Source organism: Streptomyces sp. M92, from assembly GCF_028473745.1.
GTDB lineage: Bacteria > Actinomycetota > Actinomycetes > Streptomycetales > Streptomycetaceae > Streptomyces.
In genome coordinates this window covers 6268156-6281489 of record NZ_CP101137.1, presented here as the reverse complement: position 1 = coordinate 6281489, position 13334 = coordinate 6268156, and the positions used below count along the sequence as shown (strand labels likewise).

Here is a 13334-nt window from a genome sequence, read left to right as displayed (position 1 = left end):
CCGAAACGCCGGGGCCGGCAAGGCGGCCGGCTGAGGCCATGCGTGCCGGCCGGCCGGCGGGACGACGCCCTGGCGGTGTGCCCGTCACCAGCGGGTCACCTGGGCCAGGACCCGCACGCCCCGGCCCCGACGCCCCCTGAGCCTCCGCTGCCGCTCAGGCCCGCCCCGTGTGGAACCGGCGGTGCAGCGTGTGGATCTCCTCGGTCAGTTCCGGCACCGGGCCGTCCACCGCCACCCCGGGCGCCACCTCCCGCACCGCCAGCGTCCGCACCGGTGGTGCGGCAACGCCCAGCTCCGTCAGCCAGCCACCGAGCTGCTTGGACGAGGCGACGTACACGATGCGCCCCAGGCCGACCCACGCGTGGGCGGCGGCGCACATCGGGCAGTGCTCGCCGGACGTGTACACCGTGGCCGCGGCCCGCTCTTCGGGGGCGAGGTGGGTGGCGGACCAGCGCGCGAGCTCGAACTCCGGATGGCGGGTGCGGTCGCCGGAGGCCACCTGGTTGCGGTCCTCGGCCAGTACCTCGCCGTCCCCGCCGACCAGCACCGACCCGAACGGCTCGTCACCCGCCGCCAGCGCCTCGGCCGCCAGCTCCACGCAGCGACGCAGGTACGGCAGTTCGACGTCCTTCACAACCATGGGCCCGGCCCTCCTCGGCGATGTGATCCTCACCGGCAGCCTATGCCGCCCCTCCCTTGCTACGGTCAATCGCAAGCGTTACAGTCTCTAACAAGAGCTACCGCCCCTCGCGGCCCGCTCTCGCAGGCACACCCGGAGAAACCGAGAGAAGGGGACCGCCATGTCCGCCGTCATCCCGCAGTCGCAGTCGCCCGCCCTGCACACCGTCCTGGGATCGGGCCCCGCCGGCACCGAACTCGCCCGTGAGCTGGTGCGCCGGGGCCACCGCGTGCGGCTCGTCGACCGGAAGGGCGACGGCCCCGCGATCGAGGGTGTCGAGCGGTTCGCCGCCGACGTGAGCACGGCCGAGGGCGCGCGGGCCGCGACGGGGCAAGCCGCCGTGGTGCACCACTGCGTCAACGTCGGCTATCACCTCCAGACCGAGGTGATGCCGCGCGTCCAGGAGGCCGTCCTCGCCGCCGTCGAGGCGACCGGGGCCCGGCTCGTCGTGCTCGACACCCTCTATCCGTACGGCGAGACCGGGGGAGTGGTGATGACGGAGGACAGCCCCTGGCTGGCGACCAGCCGCAAGGGCCGGATGCGCGCCGAGCTCGACGAGCGCTATCTGTCCGCGCACCAGGCCGGCCGGGCCCGTGTCGCCCTCGGCCGCAGCGCCGACTTCGTCGGTCCGGGGGTGCTCAACTCGTCCCTCGGTGCCGCCGTCTTCCCGGGCGCCCTGACGGGAGGCGACGTGCTGGGCATCGGCGACATCGGTCTGCGGCACAGCTACACCGACATCCGGGACGTCGCGGCCGGCCTCGCCACCCTCGGTGAGCGGCCCGAGGGCGACGGCCGCGTATGGCACCTGCCCACCGCGCCCGCCGTCAGCACGCGTGAGATCCACACGATGATCGAGAAGCGGGTGGGCCGGCCGCTGAACGTCGTGGTGCTGTCCGAGCCCCGCCCCTTCGGCCCGTTCGACGAACAGTTCATGGCCGAGTACGCGGAGATGTTCTACCAGCACACGGAGCCGCAGATCATGGACTCCACCGCCTTCGAGCGGGCCTTCGGCACGGCTCCCACGCCGCTCACGGACACCGTGGACGCCACCGTGAGCTGGTACGAGCAGTGGCTCGCCGCCCGGTGAAGGCGGCCCGGAGGCGGGTGGCCCGCTCGCTCAGCGCCGGGTGCGGGCCCGCGACCGGTCCAGCGCGGCCACGCCGAGCGCGGCGAGACCGATCTGGATGAGCCACTCGACCCAGTCGACGCCGTCCGTGTCGGCGACGCCGAAGGCGGCCGCGACCCACGATCCGATCAGCGCGGCCACGATGCCGACGAGGATCGTCCACAGGATTCCGATGCGCTGACGGCCCGGGATCACGAGCCGGCCCAGCACGCCGATGACGATGCCGATGACGATGGCACTGATGACGCCGCCGATTTCCATCTCCGCCCCTTCGTGTCGAGACCCCCGCAGTAGGGCGTGTGCCCGGTGCGGGCGCGCGTAGTCCGCGGCGCCGGTCGGCAGGGGCGTGCGAGGGTCGGCCCGCGGGACGGGCCGGCCCTCGGTGTTCCTCCCTCGTGCTCAGGGCCTGCGCATGCTCTTCGCCGCCGTGGCGGCGCACACCGTCCCCAGGGCCAGGGTCAGAGCGCCGATGACGATGTTGTTCCAGATGACGCCGGCGTCCGGGTTGGTGCCGACGATCCACGGCGAGATGATCATCCAGATCCCCATCGCGCACATCGCACCGCTGAGGCCGTACATGCGTTCCGGAGCGCGGGTGAATCCCAGGGCCAGCAGGCCGATGGCGATTCCTATGATCAGGTTGTGGGCCACGAGTGCGGGCTGGCTGGTGGTGAAGTGGACTATCCACGGGGACACGGCGCAGTACAGGCCGAGCAGGAACACCGGCCCGTCCACGAGTGCCACATCGCGGCCGCCGAGCATGCGGGCGTAACGCTCCTGCATTTCCGGGGCGTCGGGGTGACTGGAGATGTCACCTCGGGAGTGCGAGACGTTGGCCATGATTCGTCTCCTTTGACTGACCGGGTCGTCGGTGCGGTTTCGGTAGCGCCGCACGCGTCCATTCTGCTCTTATTTTTCCCTTATGTGTAGTCGGGGGGCGGCCTGCGGAGGGGGAGCGCGCGGGCTGGACATGTCCACGCGGATCGCGGGCAGGCGCACAGCGAGAGACGTCCGGGACGCAGTGACGGCGGAGGTGGCCGCGGCCATGGGTGCGAAGGTGTTGGAACGGTTCCCCGCGGGCTCGCCGCGCGGCTCGTGGCCGGCGGAGGAGTACGCCGCACGGCGGCGCGCCCAGGGCGAGCCCGCGACCGTCGTCATGGACCTGAAGTCGGACGCCTTCCTGGTGGTCGTTCCGGGCCGCGAGGAGAAGTGAACGCGTCCCGGTGACGAAACCGGGAGGGGCGGGACCGCGGGAATGTATTTCGGTACCTGAAATGTTGGCAACTACATCCATACTGTCAACGTCTTCCACCGCCAGCGAGGCACCCGTGAACCACCCCGCCCCCGAGCAGCCCGCCGACGTCGTCGCCCGGCTGCGCGCCACCTTCCGCACCGGCCGTACCAAGCCCGTCGAGTGGCGTACCGGCCAGCTGCGCCGGCTGCGCGCCCTGCTCACGGAGAACGGCCCGGAGCTGGAGGCGGCCCTCCGCGCCGACCTCGGCAAGAGTGCCGCCGAGGCCCAGCGCACGGAGATCGGCTTCACCGTCCGCGAGATCGACCACACCCTCGACCACCTCGCCGACTGGCTGCGCCCCGAGCCCGCCCCGGCCCCGGCCCACCTCGGCGCCGACGCCGCCGCCTGGACGCAGTACGACCCCCTCGGCGTCGTACTCGTCATCGCGCCCTGGAACTATCCGGCCCAGCTGCTGCTCGCCCCGGTCGTCGGCGCCCTGGCCGCCGGCAACGCGGTGGTCGCCAAGCCCAGCGAGCTGGCCCCGGTGACCTCCGCCGCGCTGGCCCGCCTGCTGCCGCGGTACCTGGACACCGACGCGGTGGCCGTCGTCGAGGGCGGCGTTCCCGAGACCACGGCCCTGCTCGCCGAGCGCTTCGACCACATCTTCTACACCGGCAACGGCACGGTCGGCCGCATCGTCATGCGGGCCGCCGCCGAGCACCTCACCCCGGTCACCCTCGAACTCGGCGGCAAGTCCCCGGCGTTCGTCGACCGCGACGCCGACCCCGACGCGGTCGCCGCACGGCTGGCCGCAGGCAAGTTCCTCAACGCGGGCCAGACCTGCGTGGCCCCCGACTACGTGCTGACCGACCCCGAGACCGCCGCCGTCCTGGAGCCGGCGTTGGTCCGTGCCGTCGAGGCGCTGTACGGGAGCGACCCGGCGCGGTCCTCGGAGTACGCGCGGATCGTCAACGAGCGTCACTTCGACCGGCTGTCCGGCCTGCTGGACTCGGGTCGGGTGGTCGTCGGCGGCGGCAGCGACCGCTCGCGGAAGTACATCGCGCCGACCGTACTCGCCGACGTCGCGCCCGACGCGCCGGTGATGCGGGAGGAGATCTTCGGCCCGATCCTGCCGGTCGTCACCGTGTCCGGGCTCGACGAGGCGATCGATTTCGTCAACGACCGCGACAAGCCGCTGGCCCTCTACGTCTTCAGCGAGTCCGACGAGACGCGCGAGCGGTTCGCCGCCGAGACATCCTCCGGCGGTCTCGGCCACGGACTGCCGCTGGCCCATCTCACCGTCTCCGACCTGCCGTTCGGCGGTGTGGGGGAGAGCGGCATGGGCAGCTACCACGGCCGGTACTCCATCGAGACCTTCAGCCACCGCAAGGCGGTCCTGAAGAAGCCGCTGGGCTGACCGGCCCGACGGCGCGCCTTCAACCCGGCCCAAAACTTGCCGGGTTGAACTGGTCTACACCCTTGACTGGTACAGACCAACGCGGTTGAGTGTGCCTCCAACACCCCCCACCACGGCCGCCCCCGACGCCGTGACCGGTCCGCCGGCGCGCGCCCATGGCTCCGATTCCTCCCTTGCCTGGTACGGGAGCGGCCGTGCTCCGCCGAAGGAGGCAGCCGTGTCGAGGCGCCGTATATCCGCCGTGGTCACCGCACTCGCCCTCGCGGGAGCCGTCCCCGCCTTCCTGCCCGCCACCGAGGCGTCCGCCGCCTCCTGCTCCAGTTACCCCGCGTGGTCGGCCGACGCGAACTACGACGCCGGCGACATCGTCCGCTACACGGACGGCAAGGCGTACATCGCCGAGCACGCCAACCCGGGCTACGACCCGCTGATCAGCACCTGGTACTGGGAGCCGTACGCCTGCGACGGCGGCTCCGAGACGCCGGTCGGCAACTTCGTGGTGACCGAGGCGCAGTTCAACCAGATGTTCCCGGGCCGGAACTCGTTCTACAGCTACGGCGGCCTGACCGCCGCGCTCAGCGCCTACCCGGGCTTCGCCAACACCGGCAGCGACACGGTGAAGAAGCAGGAGGCCGCCGCCTTCCTCGCCAACGTCAGCCACGAGACCGGCGGACTCGTGCACATCGTCGAGCAGAACACCGCCAACTACCCGCACTACTGCGACTGGAACCAGCCCTACGGCTGCCCGGCCGGCCAGGCCGCCTACTACGGGCGCGGCCCCATCCAGCTCAGCTGGAACTTCAACTACAAGGCGGCGGGCGACGCCCTCGGCATCGACCTGCTGAACAACCCCTGGCTGGTGCAGAACGACTCGGCCGTCGCCTGGAAGACCGCCCTGTGGTACTGGAACACCCAGTCCGGGCCCGGCAGCATGACCGGGCACAGCGCCATGGTCAACGGCGCCGGTTTCGGCCAGACGATCCGCTCCATCAACGGCTCCCTGGAGTGCGACGGCAAGAACCCCGCGCAGGTCCAGAGCCGCGTCAGCAAGTACCAGCAGTTCAGCCAGATCCTCGGTGTCTCACCGGGCGGCAATCTCTACTGCTGACCCCGGCCGGGCGTGTGCGGCACTCCGCCGATGACCTCGTAAACGATCACCGCGGAGTCCGCCGACACCTGGCACCTCGGCGACCTGCCCGTCCGCCGCGTCGGCCTCGGCGCGATGCGGCTGACGGGCAGCGCCGCCTTCCACCTCGGCACCCCGAGCCACCGCGAGCGCTCCCTCACCGTCCTGCGCCGGGCGGTCGAACTCGGCGTCAACCACATCGACACCGCCGCGTTCTGCTTCTCGTCCCTGCGCTCCGCCAACGAGCTGATCAACAGCGCGCTGGCCCCGTACGCCGACGACCTGGTGATCGCCGTCAAGGTCGGCCCGTACCGGGAGCGGTCGGGGGAGTGGGGCACCTCCGCCCGTCCCGAGGACCTGCGCGCCCACGTCGAGGAGAACCTGCGCCAGCTCGGCCGTGACCACCTCGACGTCGTCTACCTGCGCCGCATGCGGCAGGACTCGATCGCCGACCACTTCGGCGCCCTCGCCGAACTGCGCGCGGCGGGCCTGATCCGCCACCTCGGCATCTCCGGCGTGGAGCCGCGCCACCTCGCCGAGGCGCAGGCCATCGCGCCCGTGGTCTGCGTGCAGAACCGGTACGGCCTCGGCTTCCACGACCCCGCCGCCGACGAACTCCTCGCCCTGTGCCGCGCACAGGGCATCGCCTTCGTGCCGTTCTACGCCATCGCGGGCGAGGCGGGCCCTCGCGGCGCCGGAACCGCTCACGAGCAAGAGGTCCGCGAGGTCGCCCGGGCGCACGGCGCGAGCCCCGCGCAGGTGCGGATCGCCTGGACCCTGCGGCAGGGCCCCCATGTCCTCGCCAACCCCGGCACCGGCGACCCCGAGCACCTCGCCGAGAACGTCGCCGCGGGCGCCCTCCGGCTCACCGACGAGGAACTCGCGCGGCTCGACGCCGCCCGGACCGGCTGACCTCCCAGCGGTTGCCGTCCGGACCGTGCCGCAGACGCGGGGACCGGACGACAGCCCCTACACGGCCCAGACACCCTCCCGCATGATGTGCCGCCCCTTCAACTCGCGCTCCTCGTGCCACGCCTGGACCGCGAACGGCCGCACCCGGAACCAGGCGTACGACGCACTGTCCCCGCGAGGGTCCCAGCCGGTCTTCGCGGCGAACGCGTCCGCCGCCGAGGGTGCCTCCCGCAGGCCGAACGTCTCCGTTACGCCGTCGATCAGCACGACGTCCCGGGTGTGCCCGAACGCCAGCCGGACCCGGCCGCCGCCTCGCAGGTTGCGGCCGGTCGGGTTGGTGAGCCGGGTGCACAGCCAGACCGACTCCTCGTGCCACACGAACCACAGCGGGACCAGGCACGGCACGCCGTCGGTGTCCGCCGTGGCCACCCAGATGTCCAGTTCGCGTTCCAGGCGGTCGAGCACGTCCTGCCGGCGCTGCCCGGAATCGCGCGGCGGTGCGGTGATCTTCATGTCCGTGACGGTAGGGGGCGGGCCGCGCTCGCGCCTCGGGCCCGGGGCGGTCCTGCCCCTCGTACCCGAGGCCTAGGACCGAGGACTGGCGTTCGACGGGTTTTACGTATAACCTCTCCCGTCAATCGTCCGTCCCGAAAGGTCCCGATGCCGCACATCGCCCTGGTCGCTCTCGTCGTCGACGACTACGACGAGGCGATCCGCTTCTACACCGAGGCCCTCGGATTCCGCCTCGCCGAGGACTCCGCCCGGCCCGACGGCTCCCGCTGGGTGGTCGTCGAGCCCGGTAGGGGGAGCGGCGGCACCGCGCTGCTGCTGGCCCGGGCCAAGGGTGAGCGGCAGCGGGCCCGGGTCGGCGACCAGACGGGCGGGCGCGTCGGGTTCTTCCTGTACACCGACGACTTCGCCCGCGACCACGCCCGGATGGCGGCCGCCGGCGTGACCTTCCTGGAGGAGCCCCGGCGCGAGCCGTACGGCTCGGTCGCCGTCTTCCAGGACCTGTACGGCAACCGCTGGGACCTGCTCCAGCCCGCCGCCTGACCGACCCCGCCCTTCGCTCACCGACCCGCCGAGGAATGACCGCTCATGTCATCTACGCGCATAGACTCCGAAACCCTCCGCCGCCTCCCCAAGGCGGTCCTGCACGACCACCTCGACGGCGGCCTGCGCCCCGCCACCGTCGTGGAACTGGCCGGGTCCGTCGGCCACACCCTGCCCACCACCGACCCCGACGAACTGGCCGCCTGGTACTACGAGGCCGCCAACTCCGGGGACCTGGTCCGCTACATCGCGACCTTCGAGCACACCCTCGCGGTGATGCAGAGCCGCGAGGGCCTGCTGCGCACCGCCGAGGAGTACGTCCTCGACCTGGCCGCCGACGGTGTCGTCTACGGCGAGGTCCGCTACGCCCCCGAGCTGATGCTGAAGGGCGGCCTCACCCTCGCCGAGGTCGTCGAGACCGTCCAGGAGGGACTGGCGGCCGGCATGGCCAAGGCGGCGGCGGCCGGTACGCCGGTGCGTGTCGGCACCCTGCTATGCGGGATGCGGATGTTCGACCGCACCCGGGAGACCGCCGACCTCGCGGTCGCCTTCCGGGACGCGGGCGTCGTCGGCTTCGACATCGCGGGCGCCGAGGACGGCTTCCCGCCCGCCGACCACCTCGACGCCTTCGAGCACCTGCGCCGCGAGAACGTGCCGTTCACCATCCACGCCGGCGAGGCGCACGGACTGCCCAGCATCCACCAGGCCCTCCAGGTGTGCGGCGCCCAGCGCATCGGCCACGGCGTGCGCATCACCGACGACATCCCCGACCTGGCTGCCGGCAAGCTCGGCCGGCTCGCCGGCTGGGTCCGCGACCGCCGGATCGCCCTGGAGATGTGCCCGACCTCCAACCTCCAGACCGGCGCCGCGACCTCGATCGCCGAGCACCCGATCACGGCGCTCAAGGACCTCGGCTTCCGCGTCACCCTCAACACCGACAACCGGCTCGTCTCCGGCACGACGATGACCCGCGAGATGTCCCTGCTGGTCGAGCAGGCGGGCTGGACGGTGGAGGACCTGCGCACGGTCACGGTGAACGCGCTGAAGAGCGCCTTCATCCCCTTCGACGAGCGCACGGCCCTCATCGAGGACGTGGTCCTGCCGGGCTACGCCTCGGCGCTCTGAACGAGTCCGCGTACATAGGCGGCCTGTCCGGCGTGCTGGAGATCGTCGGACAGGACGCTGACCAGGCGCGCGCCGAGCGTGACCGGCGGGTCCCAGTTCTCGTCCACGATCCGCTCCAGGTCCTTGGCGGCCAGGGAGCGCAGCGCACCGAGCGTCTGCTCGTGCACCGCGTCGTAGTACCCGGTCAGCAGGCCGGCGGAGTCGACCCGGACCTTCCCGACCTGCGCCGGGCTGTGGCCGTACCCGGTGTCCCCGCGGGGCAGGCCCAGGCCGAAGCGTTCCTCCCAGTCGTCGGCGAGCCACACCTGGTCGAGCCCGAAGGCGTCCGCGACGTGGTCGTCCTGGACCCGGGTGAGGTGCCAGACCAGCCAGGCGACGGAGTTGGCGTCGCCGGCCGGGCGGGCGTTCAGGCCGTCGGGGTCCAGGCCCTCGACGGCGGCGTGGACTTCTTCCTGGATGCGGCCGTAGGCCTCGATGAGGATGTCCTTCGCATGCATGCGTCCACCATCGCGCAGTCCGGCCTCAGCCGCTCGCCGTTTCCAGCAGCGCCATGAGCGCCCGCGCCGCCGGGCTGGTGGCCTGGACGGGCGGCAGGAGGGCGATGGTCTCGTACGCCCTCTCGTCGCCCTCCTTGAGGGGCAGCGAGGTGAGGGAGGCCCGCTTGTGCCGGAAGTGGCGTGGTACGACCGCGATGCCGAGGTTCTCGTCGAGCAGGTCGAGCAGACCGTGCACGTCGTTCACCTCCAGCGCGACGGTCCGCCGCACTCCGGCCTCCGCGAAGGCGGTGTCGGTGACGCGGCGCGGGCCCCAGTCGGGGTGGAAGTCGACGAACACCTCGTCGGCGAGGTCCTGCGGGGTCAGCACCGCGCCGTGCGCCGCCAGACGGTGGCCGGGGTGGCAGAGCACCGTCATCGGCTCGCCGGCCAGCGACACGGACCGCAGCTGGTCCGTGTCCTCCTGCGTCCGGTAGGCGAAGGCGAGGTCGAGCCGCCCGGCCGCGACCTCCTCCGCCAGCGCGCCCGAGCCCGCCTGCCGCAGCCGGATCTCCACGTCCGGGTGCTCCCTGCGGAACGCGGCCAGCAGCGCCGCCACCGGCACCCCGGCGATGCACTGCTCGGTCCCCAGGGACAGCGTGCCGCGCAGCACGCCCTGCACCGCCGCGACGGCCTCGTGCGCGGACCGCACCTGTGCGAGGATCCGCTCGGCCTCGCCCAGCAGCGCCCGCCCGGCCTCCGTCAGCGTCACCCGGCGGGTCGTGCGCACGAACAGCGGCGCCCGCAGCTCCCGCTCCAGCGCCCGGATGGACGCCGACAGGCCGGACTGGGACACCAGCAGCCGTTCGGCCGCCCGGGTGAAGTGCTGGTCCTCGGCGACCGCCACGAAGTGCTGGAGATGACGCAGTTCCATGCCTCAGAAGCGTAGCCGCACAATCCCATCGGATTCTTCTGTTGGACCACTGCCCGCAGGTCACGCCAGAGTGGGACGCGGTTCCGCACAAGCCCGTACCTCCCATATCTCCCGTACCTCGGGTACCAACCCCTCTGGAGTCGCGTTGTACACCGCACACCCCGGCCGCTACGCGGACATGCCCTACCGGCGCACCGGACGCAGCGGCCTGAAGCTCCCCGCGCTCTCGCTCGGCCTGTGGCACAACTTCGGCCCGGACCGCCCCGTCGAGACCCAGCGCGCCATCCTGCGCCGCGCCTTCGACCTCGGCGTCACCCACTTCGACCTCGCCAACAACTACGGCCCGCCGCCCGGCTCCGCCGAGTCCGCCCTCGGCGAGGCGCTGAAGGCCGACTTCGCGCCGTACCGCGACGAGCTGGTCGTCTCCACCAAGGCCGGCTATCTGATGTGGCCCGGCCCGTACGGCGAGTGGGGTTCGCGCAAGTACCTGCTCTCCTCCCTCGACCAGAGCCTGTCCCGCATGGGCCTGGAGTACGTCGACATCTTCTACTCGCACCGCCCCGACCCGGACACTCCCCTGGAGGAGACGATGGGCGCCCTGCACACGGCGGTGCAGCAGGGCAAGGCGCTGTACGTCGGCGTCTCCAACTACTCGCCGGAGCAGACCCGCGAGGCCGCCCGCATCCTCGCCGGGCTGGGCACCCCGCTGCTGATCCACCAGCCGCGCTACTCCATGCTCGACCGCCGCCCCGAGACCAGCGGCCTCCTCGACGCCCTCGACGAACTGGAGACCGGCTCCATCGCCTACTCCCCGCTGGAGCAGGGCCTGCTGACCGGCCGCTACCTCGACGGCATCCCCGAGGACTCGCGCGCCGCGAGCGACAGCCCCTTCCTCGACTCGGACGCGCTCACCGGGGAGCTGGTCGGCAGGCTGCGCGCCCTGAACGACATCGCGGGGTCCCGCGGGCAGTCCCTGGCCCAGATGGCGCTGGCCTGGGTCCTGCGCGAGGGCCGGGTCACCTCCGCCCTGGTCGGCGCGAGCAGCCCGCAGCAGCTGGAGGACAGCGTGGCGGCCGTGCGGAACCTGGACTTCGGGGCCGACGAACTGGCCCGGATCGACGAGATCGTCAGGCAGTAGAGAGCCGGCAGGCAACACGACGTAGAGAGCCGGCAGGAAATCGGACGCGATCCCGGAGGCGGCGGCCCGCCTTCGGGATCCTCGGCATGTCCGGCGGACCGGGGCCTTCCGGTACCGCCGCCCAGCCCACACCCCGCGACGCGCTGTTTCGGCCACCAGCGGCCGTGAATATGCCAGGAGACTGGCCGGAAATTCATGGTGACAGTGGTTCAGTAGTGAACATACTCACCTACAGGGCGTCTCACCGCACGCGACGGCGCCCTCACGCACAGCACACGAGCCGCACGGACGTCACGCCCGACCGGCAGGCGGACTGCGCGACGGGGGAGGGGAGCAGTGCACGACGAGTTCCTGTGCCATGTCACCGCCTACGGTGTCTGTGACGGCCGGCGCATCGGAGTACCGCTGGGAACCTACCGGGCCCCGACCCTCCCCCTCGCCCTGTGGTGGCTGCGCGACCGGGCCTCCTGGATCGCCGAGCGGCTCGACCCGCAGCCCGACACCCCCCACTTACCGCGCGGCGCCCTGACTCCGGTCGCCGACGACGCACCCGACGTGCCGCGCGTGCTGCGCACCTGGTGTGCCGACGACGTCCAGCAGGAGCTGGTCGCCGACGAGCTGGCCGCGGGGCGCCTGGTGCGCATCGCCACCAGCGACGACACCACCGAGTACGAGCTGATGGCCGAGTCCGTGGACGCCCTGCGCATGCAGCGGGCCGCTCCGCCCCTCGTCGTCCCCGTCGCCTGAACCGCCCGGGCCTCCCCGTCCGCCCCAGGGCCTCCTAGGAACCCGCCGCCTTGTCGCGCCGCCGGCCCGCCCACCGCGCCAGCAGGGCCCCGGCGAATCCGGTGACCAGCCCCCACGCCAGGGCGAGACCGACCGCCGCCCACAGCCGGGGGCGCAGGAACAGCTGCCCGGACAGTCCGCCGCCCAGGTCGCCGATGCCGAGTACCGACAGGCCGTAGTGCGCGGAGATCCGGCCGACCAGGCCGATCATGAGAACCGTGAGCGCCAGCGCGACGGCCATGTGCACGGCGTGCAGCCAGGCGGGGGTCCCGGCCGGGGAGCGGGACGCGAGGACGAACCCGGCCGCCAGGAGCAGGACCGCCGCGACGGCCAGCAGCCACCACCACCGCCCGTCGTGCTCGGTGAGCGTCCCCAGGTTCAGGGCGGAGACGTCCGGACCGCGCAGTACCTGATCCAGCACGTGTGGCATCGGCAGCCCGAACGGTCCTTCCACGCGCCCGTCCCACGTGGCACCGAGGCCGACCGTGAGCGCGAGCCATGTCAGGTTCGGCAGGCCGAGCAGCAGGACCGCGAAGGTCTCCGCCGGGTGCCCCCGCGTCCCGGCGACGACCAGCCCCACCACGGCGCCGACGCCGACGTACGCGAGCAGCAGCGCCACCATCGCGTACGCCGCCGGCCGGGCCGAGGTGTGCAGGCGCAGCAGCCGCCCGGGCAGCGGTGCCCCGCGCGAGACCAGCAGCGCCAGCACGAGCACTCCGGCCAGCCACAGCAGCCCGAAGAGGACGGTCAACGGCACGTCCGTGGTGAAACCGACCCGCGGAGCGATCCCGAAGAGGTCACCGAGGTCGTCCAGAATGCCCTCACCGAGGGACACCTCGAAGGTCTGGCGGGCCGCGAAGGCGAGCCCCAGCAGGGCGAGCAGCCACAGGACGGCGATCCGTCCGGCCCAGCCGGCCAGCTCCGCGGCACCGGCGACCGCCCGGTGCCGCAACGGCCGCAGGAAGCCCCGGGCTACGACCAGCGCGCCGGTCAGTGTCACGGACAGCGGCAGCACGGTCAGGCCCGCGTCGGTCTCGGCGAACCCTCCCGCGTCGCCGGACACCTCCAGCGCCCCGCCCACGGCCGTGACGACGGTCGCCGCGACGACCCGGGGGAAGGCGTTGTCGGGCAGGTCCGCGGCGCCGGCCGCCCACAGCCCCAGCGCGGCCACGACCCACATGGCGACCAGCCCGGTCACCACTGTGACCAGGGCCTGCGGCCAGCCATGACGGGCGACCGCAGATCCGGAGGTGCCGGGTGGGGTTCGCGAACTCACGCTGCCACGCTAAGCAGCACCGGTCCGGGGCGCGCGCCGACGGGCCCGTCCGCGT

At 72.5% G+C, this 13334-nt stretch carries 16 protein-coding genes; 9 read left to right on the top strand and 7 right to left on the bottom strand.

Features of this window, described 5'->3' with window-relative positions:
* Positions 1-154 precede the first annotated feature (154 nt).
* Complete coding sequence (locus M6G08_RS28760) at positions 155-640, bottom strand: nucleoside deaminase (protein ID WP_272590029.1); 486 nt, start codon at positions 638-640, stop codon at positions 155-157.
* A 160-nt stretch (positions 641-800) separates the two neighbouring features.
* On the opposite strand from M6G08_RS28760, the gene M6G08_RS28755 reads away from it, so the two are divergent.
* The gene (locus tag M6G08_RS28755; protein ID WP_272590028.1) at positions 801-1766 is read left to right on the top strand and encodes an NAD-dependent epimerase/dehydratase family protein; all 966 of its coding nucleotides are present in this window, start codon (positions 801-803) and stop codon (positions 1764-1766) included.
* 30 nt (positions 1767-1796) lie between these two features.
* Here the strand turns inward: M6G08_RS28755 and M6G08_RS28750 are convergent, their stop codons facing one another.
* Positions 1797-2066 (bottom strand): GlsB/YeaQ/YmgE family stress response membrane protein, encoded by a 270-nt coding sequence (locus M6G08_RS28750; protein WP_272590027.1) that lies wholly within the window; start codon positions 2064-2066, stop codon positions 1797-1799.
* A gap of 138 nt (positions 2067-2204) precedes the next feature.
* On the bottom strand, positions 2205-2645 hold the full coding sequence (locus M6G08_RS28745; RefSeq protein ID WP_272590026.1) for an SPW repeat protein: 441 nt from the start codon (positions 2643-2645) through the stop codon (positions 2205-2207).
* A 205-nt stretch (positions 2646-2850) separates the two neighbouring features.
* Here M6G08_RS28745 and M6G08_RS28740 point away from each other — a divergent pair, with 205 nt between their 5' ends.
* From M6G08_RS28740 to M6G08_RS28725, 4 genes are all read left to right on the top strand, one after another.
* Positions 2851-3018 (top strand): DUF8839 family protein, encoded by a 168-nt coding sequence (locus M6G08_RS28740; RefSeq protein ID WP_272590025.1) that lies wholly within the window; start codon positions 2851-2853, stop codon positions 3016-3018.
* Between the two features lie 115 nt (positions 3019-3133).
* Entirely contained in the window at positions 3134-4456 is a 1323-nt protein-coding gene (locus M6G08_RS28735; RefSeq protein WP_272590024.1) for an aldehyde dehydrogenase family protein, read from the top strand.
* A gap of 217 nt (positions 4457-4673) precedes the next feature.
* Positions 4674-5564 (top strand): glycoside hydrolase family 19 protein, encoded by an 891-nt coding sequence (locus M6G08_RS28730; RefSeq protein WP_272590023.1) that lies wholly within the window; start codon positions 4674-4676, stop codon positions 5562-5564.
* 45 nt (positions 5565-5609) lie between these two features.
* Positions 5610-6494, top strand: a complete 885-nt coding sequence (locus M6G08_RS28725) for an aldo/keto reductase (RefSeq protein WP_272591461.1) — start codon at positions 5610-5612, stop codon at positions 6492-6494.
* Between the two features lie 57 nt (positions 6495-6551).
* Here the strand turns inward: M6G08_RS28725 and M6G08_RS28720 are convergent, their stop codons facing one another.
* Positions 6552-7007, bottom strand: a complete 456-nt coding sequence (locus M6G08_RS28720) for a pyridoxamine 5'-phosphate oxidase family protein (RefSeq protein ID WP_272590022.1) — start codon at positions 7005-7007, stop codon at positions 6552-6554.
* Between the two features lie 147 nt (positions 7008-7154).
* Between M6G08_RS28720 and M6G08_RS28715 the strand changes: the two genes are divergently transcribed.
* Both M6G08_RS28715 and M6G08_RS28710 read left to right on the top strand, forming a co-directional pair.
* Positions 7155-7547, top strand: coding sequence for a VOC family protein (locus M6G08_RS28715; protein WP_272590021.1), 393 nt, complete (start codon positions 7155-7157; stop codon positions 7545-7547).
* 45 nt (positions 7548-7592) lie between these two features.
* Positions 7593-8672: an adenosine deaminase gene (locus M6G08_RS28710; RefSeq protein ID WP_272590020.1), complete on the top strand. Its 1080-nt coding sequence runs from the start codon at positions 7593-7595 to the stop codon at positions 8670-8672.
* Here M6G08_RS28710 and M6G08_RS28705 read toward each other — a convergent pair.
* Together M6G08_RS28705 and M6G08_RS28700 are read right to left on the bottom strand one after the other, a co-directional pair.
* Positions 8654-9169, bottom strand: coding sequence for a mycothiol transferase (locus M6G08_RS28705; RefSeq protein ID WP_272590019.1), 516 nt, complete (start codon positions 9167-9169; stop codon positions 8654-8656). The genes M6G08_RS28710 and M6G08_RS28705 overlap by 19 nt on opposite strands.
* Before the next feature lie 25 nt (positions 9170-9194).
* A complete protein-coding gene (locus M6G08_RS28700; RefSeq protein ID WP_272590018.1) occupies positions 9195-10079 on the bottom strand; it encodes a LysR family transcriptional regulator in 885 nt (294 codons plus the stop codon).
* A gap of 145 nt (positions 10080-10224) precedes the next feature.
* Here M6G08_RS28700 and mgrA point away from each other — a divergent pair, with 145 nt between their 5' ends.
* Both mgrA and M6G08_RS28690 read left to right on the top strand, forming a co-directional pair.
* Positions 10225-11217 carry an L-glyceraldehyde 3-phosphate reductase gene (mgrA, locus tag M6G08_RS28695; RefSeq protein WP_272590017.1) on the top strand — a complete coding sequence of 331 codons (993 nt, stop codon included), beginning with the start codon at positions 10225-10227 and terminating at the stop codon, positions 11215-11217.
* Positions 11218-11553: 336 nt separating this feature from the next.
* Positions 11554-11964 (top strand): hypothetical protein, encoded by a 411-nt coding sequence (locus M6G08_RS28690; RefSeq protein WP_272590016.1) that lies wholly within the window; start codon positions 11554-11556, stop codon positions 11962-11964.
* A gap of 34 nt (positions 11965-11998) precedes the next feature.
* Here the strand turns inward: M6G08_RS28690 and M6G08_RS28685 are convergent, their stop codons facing one another.
* Positions 11999-13279, bottom strand: coding sequence for a streptophobe family protein (locus tag M6G08_RS28685; RefSeq protein ID WP_272590015.1), 1281 nt, complete (start codon positions 13277-13279; stop codon positions 11999-12001).
* Positions 13280-13334 lie beyond the last annotated feature (55 nt).